The 22,518-nt window shown below is 72.9% G+C and carries 17 protein-coding genes and 2 pseudogenes; 9 read left to right on the top strand and 10 right to left on the bottom strand.

Going from position 1 to position 22,518, the window contains the following annotated elements:
- Window positions 1-79 precede the first annotated feature (79 nt).
- Window positions 80-1,969, top strand: a complete 1,890-nt coding sequence (gene dnaK, locus C1708_RS05085; RefSeq protein WP_106411517.1) for a molecular chaperone DnaK — start codon at window positions 80-82, stop codon at window positions 1,967-1,969.
- A gap of 13 nt (window positions 1,970-1,982) precedes the next feature.
- On the opposite strand, the gene C1708_RS05080 is transcribed toward dnaK, so the two are convergent.
- The gene (locus C1708_RS05080) at window positions 1,983-2,846 is read right to left on the bottom strand and encodes a Sco1979 family transcriptional regulator (protein WP_106411516.1); all 864 of its coding nucleotides are present in this window, start codon (window positions 2,844-2,846) and stop codon (window positions 1,983-1,985) included.
- A 193-nt stretch (window positions 2,847-3,039) separates the two neighbouring features.
- On the opposite strand from C1708_RS05080, the gene C1708_RS05075 reads away from it, so the two are divergent.
- Window positions 3,040-3,465 (top strand): hypothetical protein, encoded by a 426-nt coding sequence (locus C1708_RS05075; RefSeq protein ID WP_106411515.1) that lies wholly within the window; start codon window positions 3,040-3,042, stop codon window positions 3,463-3,465.
- On the opposite strand, the gene C1708_RS05070 is transcribed toward C1708_RS05075, so the two are convergent.
- Window positions 3,447-4,265 carry a helix-turn-helix domain-containing protein gene (locus C1708_RS05070; RefSeq protein ID WP_106416157.1) on the bottom strand — a complete coding sequence of 273 codons (819 nt, stop codon included), beginning with the start codon at window positions 4,263-4,265 and terminating at the stop codon, window positions 3,447-3,449. The genes C1708_RS05075 and C1708_RS05070 overlap by 19 nt on opposite strands.
- A gap of 123 nt (window positions 4,266-4,388) precedes the next feature.
- Here C1708_RS05070 and C1708_RS05065 point away from each other — a divergent pair, with 123 nt between their 5' ends.
- A complete protein-coding gene (locus C1708_RS05065; protein WP_106411514.1) occupies window positions 4,389-4,694 on the top strand; it encodes a 4a-hydroxytetrahydrobiopterin dehydratase in 306 nt (101 codons plus the stop codon).
- 5 nt (window positions 4,695-4,699) lie between these two features.
- The gene (locus tag C1708_RS05060; RefSeq protein WP_106411513.1) at window positions 4,700-5,443 is read left to right on the top strand and encodes a class I SAM-dependent methyltransferase; all 744 of its coding nucleotides are present in this window, start codon (window positions 4,700-4,702) and stop codon (window positions 5,441-5,443) included.
- Here the strand turns inward: C1708_RS05060 and C1708_RS05055 are convergent.
- The 3 genes from C1708_RS05055 to C1708_RS05045 form a co-directional block, all read right to left on the bottom strand.
- Window positions 5,412-6,005, bottom strand: a complete 594-nt coding sequence (locus C1708_RS05055; RefSeq protein ID WP_106411512.1) for a chloramphenicol phosphotransferase CPT family protein — start codon at window positions 6,003-6,005, stop codon at window positions 5,412-5,414. The two genes, C1708_RS05060 and C1708_RS05055, sit on opposite strands and share 32 nt — an antisense overlap.
- Before the next feature lie 57 nt (window positions 6,006-6,062).
- Complete coding sequence (locus tag C1708_RS05050; protein ID WP_106411511.1) at window positions 6,063-8,720, bottom strand: cellulose binding domain-containing protein; 2,658 nt, start codon at window positions 8,718-8,720, stop codon at window positions 6,063-6,065.
- 137 nt (window positions 8,721-8,857) lie between these two features.
- On the bottom strand, window positions 8,858-11,773 hold the full coding sequence (locus C1708_RS05045) for a glycoside hydrolase family 48 protein (RefSeq protein ID WP_106411510.1): 2,916 nt from the start codon (window positions 11,771-11,773) through the stop codon (window positions 8,858-8,860).
- A 494-nt stretch (window positions 11,774-12,267) separates the two neighbouring features.
- Between C1708_RS05045 and C1708_RS05040 the strand changes: the two genes are divergently transcribed.
- Together C1708_RS05040 and C1708_RS05035 are read left to right on the top strand one after the other, a co-directional pair.
- The gene (locus C1708_RS05040) at window positions 12,268-13,986 is read left to right on the top strand and encodes a glycoside hydrolase family 6 protein (protein ID WP_106411509.1); all 1,719 of its coding nucleotides are present in this window, start codon (window positions 12,268-12,270) and stop codon (window positions 13,984-13,986) included.
- Window positions 13,987-14,136: 150 nt separating this feature from the next.
- The gene (locus tag C1708_RS05035) at window positions 14,137-15,060 is read left to right on the top strand and encodes a class I SAM-dependent methyltransferase (RefSeq protein WP_106411508.1); all 924 of its coding nucleotides are present in this window, start codon (window positions 14,137-14,139) and stop codon (window positions 15,058-15,060) included.
- Window positions 15,061-15,175: 115 nt separating this feature from the next.
- On the opposite strand, the gene C1708_RS05030 is transcribed toward C1708_RS05035, so the two are convergent.
- From C1708_RS05030 to C1708_RS05020, 3 genes and pseudogenes are all read right to left on the bottom strand, one after another.
- Window positions 15,176-15,967, bottom strand: coding sequence for an aldo/keto reductase (locus tag C1708_RS05030; protein WP_106416156.1), 792 nt, complete (start codon window positions 15,965-15,967; stop codon window positions 15,176-15,178).
- Window positions 15,968-16,092: 125 nt separating this feature from the next.
- Window positions 16,093-16,769 (bottom strand): annotated as a pseudogene (locus tag C1708_RS05025) (AMP-binding protein); the annotation flags it as partial.
- 64 nt (window positions 16,770-16,833) lie between these two features.
- Window positions 16,834-17,715: a LysR substrate-binding domain-containing protein gene (locus C1708_RS05020; RefSeq protein ID WP_106411507.1), complete on the bottom strand. Its 882-nt coding sequence runs from the start codon at window positions 17,713-17,715 to the stop codon at window positions 16,834-16,836.
- 200 nt (window positions 17,716-17,915) lie between these two features.
- Here C1708_RS05020 and C1708_RS05015 point away from each other — a divergent pair, with 200 nt between their 5' ends.
- Entirely contained in the window at window positions 17,916-18,929 is a 1,014-nt protein-coding gene (locus C1708_RS05015; RefSeq protein ID WP_198602693.1) for a bile acid:sodium symporter family protein, read from the top strand.
- A gap of 178 nt (window positions 18,930-19,107) precedes the next feature.
- On the opposite strand, the gene fdhD is transcribed toward C1708_RS05015, so the two are convergent.
- A complete protein-coding gene (gene fdhD / locus C1708_RS05010; RefSeq protein WP_106411505.1) occupies window positions 19,108-19,992 on the bottom strand; it encodes a formate dehydrogenase accessory sulfurtransferase FdhD in 885 nt (294 codons plus the stop codon).
- 4 nt (window positions 19,993-19,996) lie between these two features.
- Window positions 19,997-20,251, bottom strand: a pseudogene (locus C1708_RS05005) (2Fe-2S iron-sulfur cluster-binding protein); the annotation flags it as partial.
- Between the two features lie 397 nt (window positions 20,252-20,648).
- On the opposite strand from C1708_RS05005, the gene C1708_RS04995 reads away from it, so the two are divergent.
- Complete coding sequence (locus C1708_RS04995) at window positions 20,649-21,596, top strand: beta-ketoacyl-ACP synthase III (RefSeq protein ID WP_106411502.1); 948 nt, start codon at window positions 20,649-20,651, stop codon at window positions 21,594-21,596.
- A 147-nt stretch (window positions 21,597-21,743) separates the two neighbouring features.
- Complete coding sequence (locus C1708_RS04990; protein WP_241911160.1) at window positions 21,744-22,454, top strand: GntR family transcriptional regulator; 711 nt, start codon at window positions 21,744-21,746, stop codon at window positions 22,452-22,454.
- Window positions 22,455-22,518: the final 64 nt, after the last annotated feature.

Here is a 22,518-nt window from a genome sequence, read left to right as displayed (position 1 = left end):
ACTTGACAACGGGCCGCTCAAGTTTTGTGCTGGAAGTGTTGGAAGACCGGAGTGGAGCCTGGCGGAAGGGGTTACAGCGATGGGACGTGCCGTCGGAATCGACCTGGGAACCACGAACTCGGTGGTCGCCGTGCTCGAAGGCGGTGAGCCCACCGTCATCGCCAACGCGGAGGGCGCCCGCACCACCCCCTCGGTCGTGGCCTTCGCCAAGAACGGCGAGGTGCTCGTCGGGGAGGTCGCCAAGCGGCAGGCCGTCACCAACGTCGACCGCACCGCCCGTTCGGTCAAGCGGCACATGGGCGACGCCCGGTGGCGGTTCCCCGAGCAGGGCTCCGTCGACGGCACCCGCTACCGGGCGCAGGAACTGTCCTCCCGCGTGCTGCAGAAGCTCCGCAGGGACGCCGAGTCCTACCTCGGCGAGGACGTCACCGACGTGGTCATCACCGTGCCGGCCTACTTCGACGACACCCAGCGGCAGGCCACGAAGGAGGCCGGTGAGATCGCCGGGCTCAACGTGCTGCGCATCATCAACGAGCCCACGGCCGCGGCGCTCGCGTACGGACTGGACAAGGAGAACGACCAGACCGTCCTGGTGTTCGACCTCGGTGGCGGCACCTTCGACGTGTCGCTGCTGGAGATGGGCGAGGGCGTCATCGAGGTGAAGGCCACCAACGGCGACACCCACCTCGGCGGCGACGACTGGGACCAGCGGATCGTGGACTGGCTCGCCAAGCGCTTCAAGGACCAGTACGGCATCGACCTGGCGCAGGACAGGATGGCGGTGCAGCGGCTGCGGGAAGCCGCCGAGAAGGCGAAGATCGAGCTGTCGTCGTCGAGCGAGACGACCGTCAACCTGCCGTACATCACCGCCTCCGCCGAGGGCCCGCTGCACCTCGACGAGAAGCTCACCCGGGCCCAGTTCCAGGAGCTCACCGCGGACCTGCTGGACCGCTGCAAGAAGCCCTTCCACCAGGCGGTGGAGGACGCCGGGGTGCGGCTGGCCGACGTCGACCACGTCATCCTCGTCGGCGGCTCCACCCGGATGCCCGCCGTGACCGACCTGGTCCGCGAACTCACCGGCAAGGAACCGCACAAGGGCGTCAACCCCGACGAGGTGGTGGCCCTCGGCGCCGCCCTCCAGGCGGGTGTCATCCGCGGCGACGTGAAGGACGTGCTGCTGCTCGACGTCACCCCGCTGTCCCTCGGCATCGAGACCAAGGGCGGCATCATGACCAAGCTGATCGAGCGCAACACCACGATCCCCACCCGCCGGTCGGAGATCTTCACCACCGCCGCCGACAACCAGCCCTCCGTCGGCATCCAGGTCTACCAGGGCGAACGCGAGATCGCCGCGTACAACAAGAAGCTCGGCACCTTCGACCTGACCGGCCTGCCCCCGGCGCCGCGCGGGGTGCCGCAGATCGAGGTGGCGTTCGACATCGACGCCAACGGCATCATGCACGTCTCCGCGAAGGACCTCGGCACCGGCAGGGAACAGAAGATGACCGTCACCGGCGGCTCGGCCCTGCCCAAGGAGGACATCGACCGCATGATGCGCGAGGCCGAGCAGTACGCCGAGGAGGACCGCCGGCGCCGGGAGGCCTCCGAGACCCGCAACCAGGCCGAGCAGATCGTCTACCAGACCGAGAGGTTCCTCGACGAGAACGGCGACAAGGTCCCCGGCGACACCAGGTCCGAGGTGGAGTCGGCCGTCGCCGACGTCAAGCGGCTGCTGGAGCAGGAGTCGCCCGACACCGCCGAGCTGCGCACCGCCGTGGAGAAGGTCGCCTCGGTCAGCCAGCGGATGGGCCAGGCGATGTACGCGCGGACCGGCGCCGCCGAGGGCGGGACCGCCGGCCCCGGCGCCGCGGACACCGGCACCGCGTCCCAGGGGGACGACGACGTCGTCGACGCGGAGATCGTCGACGACGACAAGGACACCGGCGGCCGGCGGGACGGCGCGGCCTGAGCCCGCGGGCGCCTCACAGGTGCTCGCGGCACTCCCGCAGCAGCTTCTCGGTGCGCTGGGCCGAGGACGCACGGGCCGTCATGTGGTCCAGCACCTCCAGGTGCACCGAGACCTCCTTGCGGGAGTCCAGGTACAGCGCGCCGGTCAGGTACTCGGTGAACACCATGTCCGGCAGCTCGGGCTCGGCGAACCGGAACAGGGAGAACGGCGCGTAGGTCCCCGGGTGCGGCCCGTCCGCGAACTCGGCGATCTGCAGCGTGACCCGGTCCCGGGCGGAGTACTCCAGCAGCTTGTCGAGCTGCTCGCGCATCACCCGGCTGTCCCCGCTCACCGGGCGCCGCAGCACGGTCTCCTCCATGAGCACCCACAGGTGCGGCGGGTCCGGGCGCTCCAGCAGCCGCTGCCGCTCCATGCGCAGCGCCACGTGCCGCTCGACCGCCTCCGGGCCCGCCGTGCCGATGGTCCCGGCCTCCAGCACCGCCCGCGCGTAGTCCTCCGTCTGGAGCAGTCCCGGCACGAAGTGCGGCTCGTACGAGCGGATGATCCGCGCGGCGCCCTCCAGGCTCACGTAGAGGCTGAACCACTCGGGGAGCACGTCGCCATACCGCTGCCACCAGCCCGGACGGTTCGCCTCCTCCGCGAGCTGGACGAACGCGTCGGCCTCGATGTCGGGCACCCCGTAGGCGGCCAGCAGCATCTGCACGTACGGGATCTTCAGGGCGACCTCGGCGGTCTCCATCCGGCGGACCGTCGCCGGCGCCACCCGCAGGATCCGGGCGGCCTCCTCCCGCGAGAGGCCCGCGGCCTCCCGCAACTCGTACAGCCGCCGTCCCAGGACCACCTGGCCCACGGTGGGTGCGGCCCGCCGCTCACTCAACGCCACGCCTCCCCAACGTGCTCGGGCATGCGCTCATCCTGTCATGTCCCTCTGAGACTCTCACGAGCCTCAGGCGACCGCCCTGTTTCCGCGCGTCCGCCGCATGACCCCGCACGTAATCGACCCGGCCCCGCCCGCACGGGATCGTGGACGCACCGAGTCCCGCACCGCTCCCGACGGAGGATGATGCCCCGTGTCCGCAACCTCGCTCACCGTGCCCGCCCGGACCGTGGAACCGCGGCGGACGCTGCGCCGCCTGCTGGCCCTCGACGCCGTGGTGACCGGCGTCAACGCCCTCGCCTACCTCGCCCTCTCCGGACCGCTCGGCCGCTTCCTCGGGATCGGTTCCGGCCTGCTGCTCGGCGTCGGCGCGTTCCTCGCCGCCTACGCGGCCGGCGTGGGCCTGCTGGCCGCCCGCCCGCACCCGCCGACGCCGGGGGTGCGGATCGTCGTCGAGGCCAACCTCGCCTGGGTGGCGGCGAGTTTCCTGGCCCTCGCGCTGTGGCTGGCGCCGACCGCCGCGGGCGCGGTGTGGACGGTCCTGCAGGCGCTCGCCGTGGCGGGCCTCACCCTGCTGCAGCACAGGGCGCTGAGAGCGCGTCAGCGCAGCCAGGTCTGAAGGTACGCGGCCGTCGCCGGGTCCGCCGGGAGCAGCGTCTCCACGGCCAGCTCGGCGACGGTCACGTCCATCGGGGTGTTGAAGGTGGAGATGGACGACACGAACGACAGCGTCCGCCCCCGGTGCTCGATCACCATCGGCAGCGCGAAGTACGCCACCGGTTCGGCCGGTTCCTCCGCCCGTCCGGCGGTGTCCGGCACCGGGAACGCCGTCACCTCGTCGTACAGCGCCCGCAGCCGCTCCGAGCGGCGCAGGGCGATGTTCCGCCGCATCTGCTCCAGCAGGTGTCCGCGCCACTCCCGCAGGTTCCGGATCCGGGGTGCGAGACCCTGCGGGTGCAGGGTGAGCCGCACCGCGTTCAGCGGCGGCGTCAGCAGCGACTCCGGAACGCCGTCGAACAGCGCCATGACCCCCCGGTTGGCCGCCACCACGTCGTACGCCGCGTCCACCACCAGCGCCGGGTACGGCTCGAACCCGCGGATCAGCCGCTCGACGCCGGTGCGCACCACCTCCAGCGCCGGGTCGTCCAGCGGGGTCTCCGGGTAGCGGGGCGCGTAACCGGCCGCCAGGAGCAGCGCGTTGCGGTCCCGCACGGGCACGTCCAGGTGCTCGGCCAGCCGCAGCACCATCTCCTCGCTGGGCCGGGAGCGGCCGGTCTCGACGAAGCTGATGTGCCGGGCGGAGGAGTCGGCGCGCAGCGCCAGCTCCAGCTGGCTGACCCGCCGCCGCTGCCGCCAGGCACGCAGCAGCGGACCCACGCCCTCGGTGCGGGAGACGGTGTCGGGGGGTGCGGTGGTCATGTGAGGACGGTAGTCGAACAACGGCCGTACGGGGGAGCCGCCCGCCGTCCGGCCGGGGCACGGCAGGACCTTCTGTGGCAGCCTGGACGCGCCACGAGAGCCGACCCGGCGAAGGAGCAGCCCATGCCCGTCGAACCGCTGTCCCGGACGGAGATCGAGACCCGGCTCGCCGAGCTGCCGGGCTGGACCCTCGACGGGGACCGCCTCACCCGCGCCTACCGGCTGGACTCGCACATCGCGGCGGCGGCCATGGTCGTCCATGTCGCCCGGGTGCAGGACGAGCTGGACCACCACTCCGACCTCACCCTCGGCTACCACACCGTGTCCCTGTCCGTGCACACGCACAGCGCGGGCGGCGTCGTCACCGAGAAGGACCTCGAGCTCGCCCGCAGGGTGGAGGACCTGGCGCCCGCCCACGGGGCACACTGAGGCGCGTGCTGGACTACGACGAGGAAGCGGAGCGCTACGACGCCCTGCGCGGCGGCGAACCCCGCGCGGCGGCCGCCGCCGAGGCCGTGCTGAGTCTCGTCCCGCGGCAGGCGCGGAGCCTGCTGGACGTGGCCTGCGGGACCGGCATCGTGACCCGGCTGTTCCCCGCGTCCCGCCCCGGACTGCGGGTCGCCGGAGTGGACCTGTCGACGTCGATGACCGTGCGGGCCGCCGCCCGCCTGCCGGGGGCCGTGGTGCGGGCCGACAGCCGCCGGCTGCCCTTCCGGGACGCGCGGTTCGACGCGGTGGTCAGCGTGTGGCTGCTGCACCTGCTGACCGACCCCGCCGACGTGCGCGCCGTCGTTGCCGAGTGCGCGCGCGTACTGAGACCCGGCGGGGTCTACGTCACCACCGTGCACAAGGGGCTCTCGCACAACGTGGGCAGCGACATCGACGCCGTGCTCGCCGACCGCCCGCCGAGCCCGGTGCCCGACGCTCCCGCGACGGTCGCGGCCTGCGCGGCCGGGCACGGACTGGTCCCCGCGGGAAAGGCCCGCTTCCGCGGCCACGGCCAGGGCCGCAGCCCCCGCCGCACGCTGGACGACCTGCGACGCGGCTGGTTCGTCACCCTCCCGCCCGGCCACCCCCTCGCGGACCACTTCGCCGCCCGCCTCACCGCCCTCCCCGACCAGCACCGCCCCCGCCCGGACCCGGTGTTCACCCTCCACGCGTTCCGCAAGCCGGAGTGACGCCTTCACCGGGCGCGGGGCTCGCCGGCTCGCGGAGCCGTTCGAAGGCGGTGGGGGAGGGGCGGTGGGGCAGGAAGGCGGCGATCGCGCGGGCGCAGTCCGCCGGGCTCGTCGTGGTCGTGTCGCATTCGAGGTCGTAGACGCCGTGCGCGTGCACCCGCTCGTACTGCCGGGCGGCGAGACCCGGCGGGCGGTCGCCCCGCTCCCGTTCGCGCCGCTCTGTCTCCTCCAGGGAGCAGCGCACGCCGACCAGGACCACCTCCCGCGGGTCGAACAGCCCGAGGCAGTCGGCCAGGCGCCACTCCTCGCTCAGCACGTGATCGACCACCACGTTGTTCCCCGCCGCGGCCATGCCCGCGACCGCCCGGTGATACCCCCGCCAGGTGCGGTGCAGCACCTCGGGGAGCCGGCCGGCGTCGATCTCCCGGCTCGTCCGCATGCGGTGGAAGGCGTCCACGGGCATGTGGAAGTACGGCTCGTCCAGCACCCGCAGCAGCTCCCGCGCGATGCTGGACTTGCCCGAACTGGACGTGCCGTTGAGGAAGACGATCCGTCCGTGCATCGGGGCTCCTTCGGGGTCGCCGGCGGGGGCCGGGTCATCTTCCCCCGCCGGCGATCTTCAGCGCACCCCGCATTCCTTCCCGCCCAGCGCGAACGCCGTCGGGCTCGCGTTCGCCGCCGGTCCGCTCGCGGTGAAGCCGAAGGCGACCGAGGAGCCGGGTGCCACCGTGCGGTTCCAGTCGGCGTTGCGGACCGTCACCGCGGCCCCGGACTGGGTGTGCGAGCCGTTCCAGAGCTGGGCGATCCGCTGCCCGCCCGGGAAGGACCAGGCCAGCGACCAGCCGTCCCAGGGTGCTGTGCCGGTGTTGGTCAGCCGGACCTCCGCCTGGAAGCCGTCGCCCCACGCGTTGGTGACCCGGTACGCCACCTCGCAGGCGCCGGACGGCTCCGGGTCGGTGCCGCCGCCCGTGTCCGCGAGGTCGCCGTACACGACACCGCGGCCGTTCGTCGCCACGTAGACCCGGCCGAACACCCGCGGGTCGCCGGTGATGGCCGCACCGGTCCAGCCCCACTGGTGCGCGTCGTCGTTGACCCGTACCCAGCTCGCCCCCGCGTCCGTGGAGCGGTAGATGCCGCGCACCCCGTCGATCCGCGCGCTGGTGAACAGCGTCTGGTACGACGCGCCCGGCGCCGCCTTGCCGAAGCCGACGGTGTCCGCCTCCTCGACGCCCGGCAGCTTGGCGAACGTCTGCCCGAAGTCGGTGGAGTGCCACAGCCCGTACGGCCCGTCGCTCGCCCCGCCCGCCAGCCAGATCTCGCCCGCCGTGCCGGGCAGCGCCTTGAACCGCACGCTGTCACCGGCCGGCAGACCGGTCGCCGGCGACGCCTCGAAGGTCGCCCCGCCGTCCCTGCTGACGTAGAAGCGTCCGGACTTGAAGCCGTAGAAGGTCCGCGGGTCCTCCCGGTCCGACTCCACGACCGCCCCGGCCGGGATGCCCTCCGACGCCGACCACGACGTGCCGAACCCGGTGGTGTGGTGCACGCCCGCGCCCTCCGGGCTCCACACGAAGCGGCCGCCGTCCGCCGACGCGGCGACCGTCCCGCCGCCGCTCACGCCCGAAGGGTCGGTGCCCGCGAACCAGTTGGCCCCGTTGTCGGTCGAGAAGGCGATGTGCGGGCCGGAGTCCACGTGCCCGGCGCGGACCACGACGTCCGGGTCCGACTCGGCGAAGTCCAGACTCGTCGTCGAGGTGAAGTTCGGCCGGGTGAACATCATCGACGGCACCTTCGTCAGGTCCGTGTGCCGGAAGCCGCCGATGTCGCCGAGCGCGCTGAGCAGCGGGGCGCCCGACGGGGGAGAGGCCAGGTCGAGGACCGCGGTCTCCTCCAGCCCCCGCACCATCGGCCGGATGGTGAACGGGGTGTCGTCGTCCCAGTTCGTCAGCTCCTCCGTGCCGTAGACGGTCGCGCCCGTGCCGTACATCATCCGGTCCGGGTCGAACGGGTCGATCTCCAGCGCCTCCGTCATCCACCCCAGCTTCGGCGTCTGTTCGGGCGGCGACGGGTTCGCCCCCCAGGTCAGCCACGGCGACGAGGAGACGTCCATGACGTAGCGGTTCTCGCGCTCCGGGTACGCGGTGTAGCGCCACGCCTGGGTCCAGGTGGCGCCGCTGTCCGTGGAGCGGAAGATCTGCGTGTCCGGCCACCAGGAGCTGTACGCCGTCGCCATCACCGTGCCCGGGTTCTGCCGGTCCACGGTCAGCCCGCTGAAGCCGAAGTAGGTGTCCTCCTCCGCGACCGGGCTGATGTCGGTCCAGGCGCCGGTCGCCGTGGCGTACCGGTACAGCCGCCCCTTGCCCCCGTCGTAGGGGCCGCCCGTGTCGCTGTACGCGAGATACAGGTGGCCGTTCTCCGCGTCGAGGACGCCCTTGTGCGCGAGGTAGCCGGTGGGCTGGCCGGCCAGCCGCTCCCAGGTCGCGCCCGCGTCCGTCGAGCGGTAGACGGCGTTCTCCTTGTCGGCGACCCCGACGTACACGGTCCGCGTCGGCGTGCCCGCGGTCCCCGTCGACTCGTCGAACGTCACCCAGACGACGCCCTGGTTGTCCGAGGCGTACCCGCTCTCGTCGTCCGGATCCTCCGCGTAGTTCCCGGGGTTGGGGAAGGACGTCACCTCCGACCAGGTCACGCCCGCGTCGGTGGACCGCCACAGGCCGTGGCCGCTGGGCGCGCCCAGGTACAGCACGTCGTTGTCGTGCGGGTCGACCGCCAGCCGTTCCCCCATGCCCCGTCCCGGCATGTTGCCGCCCAGCTTGAACGGCAGCGCGGCCTTCCGCCAGCTCGCGCCCCGGTCCGTGGAGCGCATCACCGCCCCGTTGCCCGGGTCCCAGTCGTTGGTGTACGTGCCGACCGCCGCGTACACCCGGTCGGGGTCGGCGGCGTCCGAGGCGATGCTGACCACGCCGGTGTGGCCCCAGTCGTCCCAGCCGACCGAGTCCAGCAGGGGGATCCAGCTCTTCGTCGACTCCTGCCAGCGGTAGGCGCCGCCGATGTCGGTGCGGGCGTACGCCAGGTCCGGTTCGCTGCGGTTGAAGACGATGCCGGGCACGAAGCCGCCGCCGTCGATGCGCGCGTTGCGCCAGGTGTAGGTGTCGGCGGCGGCCCCGGAGACGGCGGCGGGAGCGGCGGCCGGGGCGTCGGCGGCCAGGGCGGGCGGACCGCCGGCGAGCAGACCGGCCGCCAGGGCGAGCACGGCCGTGAGGACACGGGTTCTTCGCACGGTGGGGGTTTCCTCTCTCGTGGGGGAGGGGCGTCGGAGCGTGCGAGGCCGGGCGGCCCCCCGTGCGCGAGGGGACCGCCCGGCCCGGTGGCCCCGGCGTCAGGTGCCGGGGCCGGTACACGGAGCGTCGGCGGGGACTATTCGAGAAGCTCCGCGTACGCGCCCATGGCCGTGGCGATGTCCGCCTGGGCCCAGAACCGGTGGTACGTGAAGGTCGGCGCGGCGCCGCCCTCCAGATAGCTCTCGATCTTCGACCAGGCCGGGTCGTCCTTGTAGAAGGAGCGGATCGAGACGAACGTCGACGACGAGTCGATCCGGTCGCCGTTCGGCATGGTGCCGGTCCAGCCGGACGGGATGTGGACCGGGTCGTCGAAGCGCTCGTAGTCGGCGCGGGTCTCCGGGACGGCGATGCCGAGGTCGTCCTGGTGGTTCTCCCACATGCCGTCCAGCAGCGCCTTCGCCGTGTCCGCCGCCTCGGTGTCACCGGAGCGGGCGGCGTAGTACGTCAGGATCTTGGCGTAGGCGCCGGCCACACCGACGTCGTTGGTGTAGTCGACGACCTCGACGTGCAGCCCGTTGTTGGCGCCCGGTGACGACGGGTTCCAGGTGTCGGGCTTTCCGGACCACTTCAGCGTGGACGGGAAGCGGAACGTCCCGTCCGGGTTGACCGTGGTCTCGGACAGCGCCCAGTCCACCCACTTCTCGAGGACCGACTCGGCGAGCGCGTTGCCCGTCTGGTGGTACACCTCGGCCACCCGCTCCATCGACCACGCCTGGAAGCCGAACCACTGGTTCGACGGCGGGTCGTGGTACACCGGCTTCTCGTCGTAGTACATGCCGTAGAAGGTCGGCGTACCGGCCGGCGGAGTGGTGTAGCGGCCCGCCCAGCTGTTGGTCGCGCCGCCCGCGATGCCGCCCTCGTCGGACTGCAGCCAGCGGTAGAACTCGAGCTGGCGCTGGAACGACTTGCCCCAGTCCTCCGCGCCCGTCGCCGACTTCGGCTTCAGGGGCGCGTGGTTGGCCAGCGCGTACGCGGCGAGCGGGTTCTGGTATCCGCCGTGCGCGTGGCTGGAGCCGATGCGCCAGGCCCAGCCGGCCGAGGTGTCGGTGGCGCCGCCCCAGGCGTAGTACCAGGAGAGCAGGTAGTGCGAGGCGTCCTTGCCGGTGCCGGCCGGGCAGGACGGGCTGGTGCAGTTGCCGATCTTCTTGAAGTACTTGTCGTACATGGCGTAGCGCAGGTAGTCGCCCATCTTGGCGGCCTTGGCGACGGTCCCGGCGATCTCGCCGCCCTTGCCCTGCTCCTTCGCCCACAGGTCGGCCCAGTACGCCGCCTGCACCGCACGCGCGTCGGCGTCGGGGGCGTTGGTGAACTTCCACTGCTTGGCGTAGGACGCGTCCTTGGTGAACAGGTCCAGGTAGCCGTTGGGGCCGCCGTACTTGAAGGCGTCACAGGTGGGCTGGGTGACCGTCTCCCACACCGACTCCTGCGGGCCGCGCTGGAAGGTGTTGATGTAGGACGGGCCGGTGTCCGACGGCCCGGCCTCGCACTTGCCGGGCGAGTTGCCGTAGCCGTAGACGTTGTCCACGTCCTGGATCCAGTGCATGCCGTACACCTGGTCGGTGCCGTACGCGGACCTCAGCTCCGCCGCGATCGGGTCACGGCCCACGGAGACACCGGGGTCGAGCTGCGACGGGTACTCGTTCGGGGTGTCGTGCTCGGGCGCGTACGTGGCCGGCTTCGAGGGGTCGTAGAAGGAGTTGGTCGGCTGGTCGGCGCCGGTCGGGATGGCGTACCGCTCCATCGTCTCCCAGGCGTCGTTGAACCGCGTCCAGTCCCCGGTGATCCTGCCGTACATCGCCTGCAGCCACAGCAGGTAGCTGTACGCCTCCGAGGTGGTCTCGTGACCGTGGTCGGGCGCCTCGACGATCAGCGTCTCGACCGAGTGGTACGGGATGCCCTCGGGGGAGAAGTAGCCGTTCGCCGGGTCGGTGATCTTGTCGTACAGCTCCAGGAACCGCGCCTCGTACGACTTGGTCGCGCCCAGCTGGGTCACGGTCACCGCCGCCTTGGCGTGGCCGGGCGCGGTGGACTCGAAGACCGCCTGGCCGGTGCCGGAGGAGTCGGCGGCGACGGTCACCCTCTGTGCGGTGCTCCAGTTCGACGGGGTGAAGGTGAGGCTCGCGCCGGAGGACACCGACAGCCCCGTGGTGCCGCTCGCCCGCGCCGTGGTGACGGTCACGTTCCCGCTCGGCTGCTTGGAGAGCTTCACCTCGAAGGTGCCCGACTCACCCTGGCGCACGCCCAGTTGGGAAGGGCTGGCGACCACGGCGGGACCCGAGGCGACCGTGATGCCGACCGGGGCGGAGGAGGCGGAGGCGCCCATGCTGTCGTACGCCTTCGCCACCAGGGAGTGGGCGCCGACGGCCAGTCCACCGACCGACAGCGTGAACGGCGCGGAGGTGTCCGTCCCGAGCAGTTCGGTGTCGTCGTAGAACTCGACCTTGGTGATGGTGGCCCGGTCGGCCGCGGCGGCGGTGGCCGCGAGCGGCACCGTCTCGCCCCGGGTGTAGACCGAGCCGGCCTCCGGGCTGGTCAGCACGGCGATCGGCGGCTGGTGGGCGCCCGCACAGGCGGTGCCGTTGACCGAGAAGGAGGTGGGCGCGGCGTTGGCGCCGCTGTAGGAGAACTGGGCGCCGGTGGTGACGGCGGCGCCGGCGGCGATCCGGCCGTTGTACCCGGCGTTCTTCACGGTGACGGTGGAGCCGGACTGGGACCAGCTGCCGTTCCAGCCGTTCACCAGGCGCTGGTTGCCCGTGTAGTCGTACGTCAGGGTCCAGCCGTCGATGACGTCGGTGCCGCGGTTGGTGACGGTCAGGTCGGCGGTGAAGCCCGACCCCCAGTCGTTCGTCCTGTAGTCCACGCTGCACTGGACGGCCGCCGCCCGGGCGGGGGTGGTACCCGTCGACAGCATCGTCAGCGGCAGCGCGAGGGCGGTCACGGCGACCGCTAAGAGACGTCGCACGCCACCGCGTCTGCGGGGTGGGGGATGCATGGTGCTGGTCCTTCCTGCGACTCGTACATGTCAAGGCTTGAACCAGTGGGAGCGCTCCCATAGTGGGGACGGGGGGTGGACCGGTCAACCCTTGGTGCGAATCGAAAACATTCGACACGGCGAGACGTGCCAATGTCCGCACACCCTCTGTTCTTCATCGTCACTTGGCGCTAGCTTCATGGACACCAGTGGGAGCGGTTCCATCAGTCGACGCGTCCGTCCCGACGCGTCCGAGCTGCAAGGAGTCGCTCGATGAACCACCCCCCGCGTTCAGTACTTCGAGCCACCCCCGTGCACGTGTGGAGCACCTGACGCGGGGCGCTCGTCACCGTGGGATTTCTGTGCCGTCCGTGCTGTCCGGAGACGTCCGGCCGGCCTCACGTGCCCGCCCGTGCGGAGCCGGGACGGCATCCCCCACCCCGTAAGGCACCAGGCCGCGCGAACGTCCGCGCGCGCCCCGAAGGAAAGCCCCCTACGGATAGGAAACCCGCACCATGAGTCGCACCAGAACCGCGCTCCTCGCCGCCATGGCGCTGGTCGCCGGCGCCACCGGGTCGGCGATCGCCGCCGTCCCGGGCGACGCCGGCGCGGCCGCCGTCCCCTGCACCGTGGACTACACGGTGCAGAACCAGTGGAACACCGGCTTCACCGCGTCCGTGACGGTCACCAACCACGGTGCCGCGAAGTCGTCGTGGGCGGTGAAGTGGAGCTACGCCGGGAACCAGAAGGTGACCAGCGGCTGGAACGCCAGGATCACCCAGTCCGGCGCGGACGTCACGGCGGCCAACGAGTCGTACAACGGCACGCTCGCCGGCGGAGGCTCCGCCACCTTCGGCTTCCAGGGCACCTACAGCGGCACCAACGCCGTCCCCGCCACCTTCACCCTCGACGGGGTGACCTGCAACGTCGACTCCGGCGGCCCGACCGACCCGCCGGACCCGACCGACCCGCCCCCCGGTGACCGCGTCGACAACCCGTACGACGGCGCCAAGGTGTACGTGAACCCGGAGTGGTCCGCGAACGCCGCCGCCGAGCCGGGCGGCAGCCGCATCGCGAACCAGCCGACCGGTGTCTGGATGGACCGCATCGCCGCCATCGAGGGACCGAACGGCAAGATGGGCCTGCGCGACCACCTCGACGAGGCCCTGCGCCAGAAGGGCTCGGGCGAGCTCGTCTTCCAGGTGGTCATCTACAACCTGCCGGGCCGCGACTGCGCCGCCCTCGCCTCCAACGGCGAGCTCGGCCCGACGGAGATCGGCCGCTACAAGAGCGAGTACATCGACCCGATCGCACAGATCCTCTCCGACCCCAAGTACGCCTCGCTGCGCATCGTCACGGTGGTCGAGATCGACTCGCTGCCCAACCTGGTCACCAACGTGTCGCCGCGGGCGACCGCCACGCCGAACTGCGACACGATGAAGGCCAACGGCAACTACGTCAAGGGCGTCGGCTACGCCCTGAACAAGCTGGGCGACGCGCCCAACGTCTACAACTACGTGGACGCGGGCCACCACGGCTGGCTGGGCTGGGACGACAACTTCGGCGCCTCCGCGCAGCTGTTCAAGCAGGCCTCGACCGCCGAGGGCGCGACCGTGGCCGACGTGCACGGCTTCATCGCCAACACGGCCAACTACAGCGCGCTGAAGGAGGACCACTTCAAGATCACCGACACCGTGGGCGGCAAGTCCGTGCGCGAGTCGAAGTGGGTCAGCTGGAACCGCTACGTCGACGAGCTGTCGTACGCCCAGGCCCTGCGTCAGGAACTGGTCTCGCTCGGCTTCGACTCGAAGATCGGCATGCTGATCGACACGTCCCGCAACGGCTGGGGCGGCGCGAAGCGGCCCACCGGACCCGGCGCCACGACCGACGTGGACACCTACGTCGACGGCGGCCGTTACGACCGCCGCTACAACACGGGCAACTGGTGCAACCAGGCCGGAGCCGGCCTGGGTGAGCGGCCCCAGGCGTCCCCGGAGCCCGGGATCGACGCCTACGTGTGGATCAAGCCCCCGGGGGAGTCCGACGGTGCGAGCAAGGTGATCGACAACGACGAGGGCAAGGGCTTCGACCGGATGTGCGACCCGACCTACGGGGGCAACCCGCGCAACGACAACAACATGTCGGGCGCCCTTCCGGACGCCCCGATCTCCGGGCACTGGTTCTCCGCCCAGTTCCAGGAGCTGATGAAGAACGCCTACCCGCCGCTGTCGTGACGGGCTGACCCGCGTCCGCCGGGCCCGGACCCCTCAGGGGCCCCGGGTCCGGCGGACCGCTCCGTCGTTTTGCTGTACCGGCAACATGGTTTGCCCCGCCCCGGTGCGTCGTCGCACGCTGACCGCATCCGAGCGGAGAGGCTGACCACCATGGCGCACCACCACCACGCACCCGGTCACGACGGCGAGCACCGTCACGAGAACGGGCACGGACACCACGGCCACGACCACGAGCACCTGGACTGGGCCGAGCTGGCGCCCCTGCTGGAGAGCCAGGCGGAAGTGTTCACCCCGCTGTACGAGCGGGCCCTGGCCTGGCTGGCCAAGGAGGTCACCGAACCGGGCCTGATCGTGGACGCCGGCAGCGGCCCCGGCGTGATCTCCGGCCTGTTCGCCGAGACCTTCCCGGGCGCCCGCATCGTGGCCGTCGACGGCTCCGAAGCGCTGCTGGAGCGGGCCCGCGCCCGCGTCGGGCGCCTCGGCGCCGGCGACCGCTTCGACACCTTGACCGGCGACCTGCCCGAGGTGCTGGCCGAGCTGGACTACCCGGCCGACCTGCTGTGGGCCAGCCGCAGCATCCACCACCTCGGCGACCAGGGCGCGGCGCTCGCGGCCTGCGCCGAGCGCCTCGCGCCCGGCGGCACGCTGGCCGTGCTGGAGGGCGGACTGCCCGCCCGCTTCCTGCCCCGCGACATCGGCTTCGGCCGCCCCGGCCTCCAGGCGCGCATCGACGCCGTGGAGGAGGAGCGGTTCACGCGCATGCGCGAGGAGCTGCCCGGCTCGGTGGCCCAGGTGGAGGACTGGCCCGCCCTGCTCACCGCGGCCGGCCTGCACCACACCCGCTCGCGCACCTTCCTCCTCGACCTCCCGGCCCCGCTGCCGGACCGCGCCCGCGCCCACGTGGCCGACTCCCTCACCCGCACCCGCGACATGGTCGGCGAGCACCTGGACGCCGACGACCGCGCCACCCTCGACCGTCTCGTCGACCCCGGTGACCCGGCGAGCGTCCACCACCGCCCCGACGTCTTCGTCCTGGCGGCCCACACGGTCCACACGGGGGTACGGCCGGTGTGACGCCTCGACGTGACCGCCGTCGTCCGGCCGGCGGGGCGGCCCGACCGGCCGGCCCGGACACGCCGGTGGCCGGCCACCCGTCGGAACGGGGGCCGGCCACCGGCGTGGTGCGCCGTCAGGCGCTGTTGAACTCCGCGGGGTTCAGACCCACCCGCCGGTCCTCGTTCAGCGCGCCGATCGCCGCCAGGTCCTCGGCGTCCAGGGTGAACCCGAAGACGTCGATGTTCTCCTTGATGCGGGACGGCGTCACCGACTTGGGGATGACGACGTTGCCCAGCTGCAGGTGCCAGCGCAGCACCACCTGGGCGGGGGTGCGGTGGTGCTTCTGGGCGATGGCCACGATCGCCGGGATCTCCAGGATGCCCTTGCCGGAGCCGAGCGGGGAGTAGGCCTCGGTGGCGATGCCCCGCTCCGCGTGCCACTCCCGTGCGGCGGCCTGCTGCAGATGCGGGTGCAGCTCGATCTGGTTGACCGCCGGGACGACCGACGTCTCCCCGGTCAGCCGCTCCAGGTGCTCCGGCAGGAAGTTGGACACGCCGATCGCGCGCACCCGTCCGTCCGACAGCAGCTTCTCGAACGCCTTGTACGTGTCGACGTACAGGTCCCGGGCCGGGGTCGGCCAGTGGATGAGGTACAGGTCGACGTAGTCGAGGCCGAGCTTCGCCAGCGACGTGTCGAAGGCCTTGAGGGTGGCGTCGTACCCTTGGTCGCTGTTCCACAGCTTGGTGGTGACGAAGATGTCCTCACGGGGGACGCCCGACCGCGCGATGGCCTTGCCGGTGCCCTCCTCGTTGCCGTAGACCGCCGCCGTGTCGATGCTGCGGTAGCCGGCCTCCAGCGCCGCCGCCACGGCCGTCTCGGCCTCCGCGTCCGGTACCTGCCAGACGCCGAACCCCAACTGGGGCATCTCGACGCCGTTGTTCAGGGTGATCGGGGGGACCTTGCTCACGAGCTCTCGATCCTTAGGTTGTGGTCAGGTGATACCTCCATCGTCAACGATCACGGCCCGCGCCGCATTCCTGACCGCGGAATTCATGCCCGGTACAACGCCTCGACCTCTCGGGCGTACGCCTTCTCGACGGCCTTGCGCTTCAGCTTCAGCGACGGCGTCAGCAGCCCGTGCTCCCCGGCGGACGGCTGCGCGGGGATACGGAAGGTGCGGATCGGCTCGGCCTGCGAGACCAGCGTGTCGGCCGTGACCACCGCGCGCCGCACCTCTGCCTCCAGGTCCGCGTCGCGCACCAGGCCGGCCGGGGGAGCCGCGGCTCCCCCCGCATCGCCAGCCAGTGCTCGACCGCCTCCTGGCCGAGGACGACCAGCGCGGCCACGTACGGCCGGTCGTTGCCGGCCACGATGCACTGGCTGGCCAGCGGACGGTCGCGCACCCGCTCCTCCAGCACGCCCGGCGAGACGCTCTTGCCGCCGGACGTCACCAGGATCTCCTTCTTCCTCCCGGTGACGGTCAGATGACCGTCCTCGTCGAGGAAACCCAGGTCGCCGGTGGCCGGCCAGCCGTCGCGCGGTGTCCCGTGGGTGGCCTCGGGGTCGTTGGGACAGCCCTGGAAGAGGTTCTCGCCGTGCAGCAGGATCTCGCCGTCGTCGGCGATGCGCACGCTCACCCCGGGGACCGGCCGGCCGGCCGTCCCGTAGCGGGTGCGCCCGGGCGGGTCGGCCGTCGCCGCCGCGGTCGACTCGGTCAGGCCGTACCCCCTGACCGGCCCGCGGGCGGCGCGACGGCCCTCACCCGGACCGGCGCACCGGCGGGCCGGACCGTCACCCCCGCCCGCCGCGGTGCAGCCGGTCGCCGCCCGCCAGGATCGCCGCCGCCAGCGCCTCCGCCGCGCCCTGCGCCGAGGGCCGGCGCCGGCCGCGCACCACCACGAAGTCCACCGGGCCCGGCTCCGGCAGCCCGGCCCGCTCCGGCATCCGCACCAGTCCCGGCGGGACCAGCCCGCGCGCGTGCACCATCACCCCGAGCCCCGCCCGGGCCGCCGCGAGCAGCCCGTTGAGGCTCCCGCTGCTGCACACGATGCGCCACTGGCGGCCCTCCCGCTCCAGCGCCCGCAGCGCCAGGTCCCGGGTGATGCCCGGCGGCGGGTAGACGATCAGCGGCACCGGGCGGCACGGGTCGAGCCGCAGGCCCGGCGCGCCGATCCACACCAGCTCGTCCTGCCAGACCAGCCGGTGCGGGTCCGGGCGCGGGTCCTCCGGCCGCCGCTTGGCCAGCACCAGGTCCAGCCGGCCCGCGGCGAGCTGCTCGTGCAGGATGCCCGACAGCTCGACCGTCAGCTCCAGATCGACCTCCGGGTGCTCGTGCCGGAACCGTTCGAGGATCTCCGGCAGCCGGGTCAGCACGAAGTCCTCGGACGCCCCGAAGCGCAGCCGCCCGCGCAGCCGGGTGCCGGTGAAGAACTGCGCCGCCTGCTCGTGCGCGTCCAGGATGCGGCGCGCGAAGCCGAGCATCGCCTCGCCGTCCTCGGTCAGCGCCACGGAGTGGGTGTCCCGCGAGAACAGCTGCCGCCCGGTGGCCTCCTCCAGCCGCCGCACGTGCTGGCTCACCGTCGACTGGCGCAACCCCAGCCGCCGGGCCGCCTGCGTGAAGCTCAGCGTCTGGGCCACCGACAGGAAGGTCCGCAGGTGGGTCGGCTCGTACACGCCGGGCAGCCTACCCCGGTGATCGCGCATCGTGATGACAATGAGAGCGGTGTGCGGCGTTCCCGATCGCGGGGCGGAGGAGCAGGATGGGGCGGGGACGGCTTGTCCCCGGTGCCGGGGGCACTCGTCCCCGTACCGCACCGCCGCACACCCACCCGAGCACGTGGAGCACCGTGAAACGCCCGCACTGGCCGCGCTGGATGCCGGTCGACCCGTACATCACGCTCCTGCTCGGCACGGTGGGACTGGCCGCGCTGCTGCCCGCCCGCGGCACCGGCGCGGACATCGCCTCCGGCGCCTCCACCGCCGCGATCGCGTTCCTCTTCTTCCTCTACGGCGCCCGCCTGTCCACCCGCGAGGCGCTGGACGGCCTCACCCACTGGCGGCTCCACGTCACCGTCCTGGCCTGCACCTTCGTGGTCTTCCCCCTGCTGGGCCTGGCCACCCGCGGGCTCGTCCCGGCGCTTCTCACCGACCCGCTCCACCAGGGGCTGCTGTTCTGCACCCTGGTCCCCTCCACCATCCAGTCGTCGATCGCGTTCACCTCGATCGCCCGCGGCAACGTGCCCGCCGCGATCTGCGCCGGCTCGTTCTCCTCGCTGGCCGGCATCGTCGTCACCCCGCTGCTCGCGGCGGCGCTGCTCGGCGGCGGCGCGGGCGGCTTCTCCGCCGACTCGGTGGTGGAGATCGTGCTCCAGCTGCTGGTGCCGTTCCTCGCCGGGCAGGTCACGCGCCGCTGGATCGGCGGCTTCGTGGCCCGCCACCGCAAGGTGCTCGGACTGGTGGACCGCGGCTCCATCCTGCTCGTCGTCTACACCGCGTTCAGCGAGGGCATGGTGCAGGGCGTCTGGGGCCAGGTGAGCCCCGCCCGGCTCGGCGGACTGCTCGCCGTCGAATCGGTGCTGCTCGCGGTGATGCTGGCGCTCACCTGGTACGGGGCCAAGGGCCTCGGCTTCGGGCGGGAGGACCGGATCGCCATCCAGTTCGCCGGGTCGAAGAAGTCGCTGGCCGCCGGACTGCCCATGGCGAGCGTGCTGTTCGGGGCGCACGCCTCGCTGGCCGTGCTGCCGCTGATGCTGTTCCACCAGATGCAGCTCATGGTGTGCGCGGTGATCGCCAAGCGCCGCTCGAAGGACCCGGTCCCGCAGGCCGCTTCCGGGGACCGAGCCGCACGGTCACGAACCGAGGCCGGTACCGGGACACGTTCCGGCTGAGCGTCGCCGTCGCCGCGGACGTCTCCACCCGGTTCACGGCGGAGTTCCCCGGCTCGTTCCGGGGTGCGCCTGCGGGGTGCGGGCGGCGGCGCCCGGCCCGGGCACGCCCCTGGCGCACCGGTACGGCGTGCCCCTCGCCGCACGGCCGCGGCCCCGCCGCCGTGCGGGGAGGGGGCGGTCAGGCCCGGACGGCCGCGGCCCGCAGGGCGATCCGCTCTTCACCCGCGTACACGTTCATGGAGCTGCCCCGCAGGAAGCCGACCAGGGTCATGCCGGTCTCCGCCGCCAGGTCCACGGCCAGCGAGGACGGCGCCGAGACCGCCGCCAGCACCGGGATGCCGGCCATGACCGCCTTCTGCGCCAGCTCGAACGAGGCCCGCCCGGACACCATGAGGACGGTCCGGGACAGCGGCAGGCTCCCGTTCTGCAGGGCGCGGCCGACCAGCTTGTCGACCGCGTTGTGCCGGCCCACGTCCTCCCGTACGTCCAGCAGCTCGCCGTGCTCGTCGAACAGGGCCGCCGCGTGCAGTCCGCCGGTGCGGTCGAAGACCCGCTGGGCCGCCCGCAGCCGGTCCGGCAGCTCCGCCAGCAGCTCCGGCGTCACCCGCAGCCGCGGGGCGTCCGCGACCGGGTGACGGGTCGTGGTGCGCACCGCGTCCAGGCTGGCCTTGCCGCACAGACCGCAGGACGAGGTGGTGTAGACGTTGCGCTCCAGCGTGATGTCGGGGACCGCCACCCCGGGAGCGGTCGACACGTCGACCACGTTGTACGTGTTCGACCCTCCCTCGCTCCCGGCTCCGTCCGAGCGGGAGGCGCCCCCACGCGTCGCCCCGGCGCAGTAGACGATGTTCCGCAGGTCCGACGCGGTCGCCAGCACCCCCTCGCTGACCAGGAAGCCGGCCGCCAGCGCGAAGTCGTCCCCCGGGGTGCGCATGGTGATCGCCAGGGGCTTGCCGTTCAGCCGGATCTCCAGGGGTTCCTCGGCGACGAGCGTGTCCGGGCGGGTGGAGACCGCCCCGTCCCGGATGCGGATCACCTTGCGTCGTTCCGTGACTCGTCCCATGTCCCTACCCGTTCCGTTCCGTCCCGGTCCGCACGTGCCGGCAGCCGAACCGGCCCTTGACGCACAGGGTGCCGTGGGCCACGGGGGCGTCGCGCGACGACGTGACCTTCACGATCTCATTGTCCTGCACGTGGGGCGTCAGGCTGCGGCCCACGCCGCGGGAGGCGCACACGGTCGTCGTGCGCGTCCGCCGCGACCCGTCCCACGTACCCGCCGTCCGCAGGTCGAACTCCGATCCGAACGACAGCGTTCCCGTGGGGAGGCGCCGACGCGGGCGTCGAAGCCGCGCCCGCGACGGGGATCGCGGCGGTGTTCCGCCACCGAGCGCACCACGCGGCCGACGGCCCGCGCGGGCTCGGCGTGCTGCCGGCGCGGGCGCCGCCCACCGCCCGGCCCGCGGCCGACGCGCCCGCCGTCACCGCCGGACCGCGGGTCTCCGCCCGGTCCGCCGTGCGCACCCCGCGGCGTTCGCGCCGGCCGCGCCCGTCAGCCCCTCCGGACGGCGCACGGGCGCGGGGACGCCGGACGGAGGCTCCCGGGGGCTGACGGAAGGCGACAAGCCTCGCGCCCGTTTCCTGTCGCTTCACCTGCACTCGTACCCGTGAGTCACTGATCAGACTGGTGCATCCCGCAACCGGATCACCGAGGGGACCACCATGAGCGGCTCGCGCATCACCGCCGTCGGCCACTACCAGCCCGCCCGGGTCCTGACCAACGAGGACCTGGCGGGCAGGGTCGACACCAGCGACGCGTGGATCACGAGCCGGGTCGGCATCCGCACCCGTCACATCGCCGGACCCGACGAGCCCGTCGACGAACTGGCCGCGCACGCCGCCGCCAAGGCGCTCGCGGCGGCCGGCCGGACCCCCGCCGAGATCGACCTGGTCCTGGTCGCCACCTCCACCGCGATCGACCGCTCGCCCAACATGGCGGCCCGCGTCGCCGCCCGCCTCGGCATGCCCGGCCCCGCCGTCATGGACGTCAACGTGGTGTGCGCCGGCTTCACCCACGCCCTCGCCACCGCCGACCACGCGGTACGGGCCGGCGGGGCGCACCGGGTGCTGGTCATCGGCGCCGACAAGATGTCCGAGGTGACCGACTGGACCGACCGCACCACCTGCGTCCTGGTCGGCGACGGGGCGGGCGCGGCCGTCGTGGAGGCGGCCGGGCCGGGCGCGGAGAACGGCATCGGCCCCGTGCTGTGGGGCTCGGTGCCCGAGATGGGCAACGCGGTGCGGATCGAGGGGACCCCGCCGCGGTTCGCACAGGAGGGGCAGAGCGTCTACCGGTGGGCGACCACCCGGCTCCCGGAATTCGCCCGGCGGGCCTGCGAGAAGGCGGGACTGACGCCCGAGGACCTCGCCGCGGTCGTGCTGCACCAGGCCAACCTGCGGATCGTGGAACCCCTCGCGCGCCGGATCGGCGCCGTCAACGCGGTCGTCGCGCGAGACGTCGTCGACTCCGGCAACACGTCGGCCGCGAGCATCCCGCTCGCCTTCTCCAAACTCGTCGAACAGGGCGCGGTGTCCAGCGGGGACCCGGTGCTGCTGTTCGGCTTCGGCGGGAACCTGTCGTACGCGGGGCAGGTCGTGCGGTGCCCCTGAGCGGGCCCGTCGTGATGTGACGAGGGCGATCCCCGCCGGGGGGCCGGCGCGGCGCCGCAGCCTGTGGGCGACAGGCGATCACCCCCAAGGCGTCCGCGGTGTCAGCGGTGTTCACGACGGACGCGCGGCGCCGCCGAGGAGGGACCGGTGGCGCCGACAGGACTGCCCCGGGGGGGGGGGGGGGGGGGGGGGGGGGCGGCGCCCCGGCTCGAACGGCCGGGCCCGCTGTGCGACCGCGTCCACGAGGCGCTGCTCGGACTCATCACCACGCGCGCCCTCCGGCCGGGCCGGCACCTCGTCGAGAGCGAACTCGCCGGCCACCTCGGTGTCTTCCGCCGGCCGGTGCGCGAGGCGCTCCAGCGTCTCCACGCCGAGGGGTGGGCCGATCCGCGGCCCGCGCAGGGCGCGTTCGTGCACGAGCCCACGGAGGAGGAGGCCGGCCAGCTGCTCACCGTCCGCACCCTGCCGGAGGCGGAGGCGGAGGCGGAGGCGGCCCGGCCGGCCGCGGGCAACGCCGGCAGCGAGGGCGTCCAGGCGCTGGAGGCGATCCTCGCCGAGGGCCTCGAGGCGGTGAGGTCGGACGCCGCGGACGCCGCGGTGGCGCTCAACGCCCGTTTCCACGCCACGGTGAGGGAGCCGGCGGGCAACGCGGTGCTCGCCGGGCCGGCCGCCCAGGTGGACCGGCGGGTGCGCTGGTACTGCACGCCGGTCGCCCGGCAGCGCGGCGAGCGGTCCTGGACCGAGCACCGTGAGCCGATCGCCGCCATCGCCGCGCGGGACGAGCAGTCGGCCGCCCGCCTGATGCGGGAACACACCGAACACACCCGGCGGTCGCACCACGCGCGGGAGGACTCCTGAGAGGATTCGTCCCGCTCCGGGCGGGACTGTCCCGCGCTCCGCGCCCCCTCTTTGTCCTGAGAGT

Source organism: Streptomyces sp. DH-12 (assembly GCF_002899455.1).
Taxonomy (GTDB): Bacteria; Actinomycetota; Actinomycetes; order Streptomycetales; family Streptomycetaceae; genus Streptomyces.
Note: the sequence above shows the minus strand (reverse complement) of the source record. Positions and strands in the feature narration are given on the sequence as shown.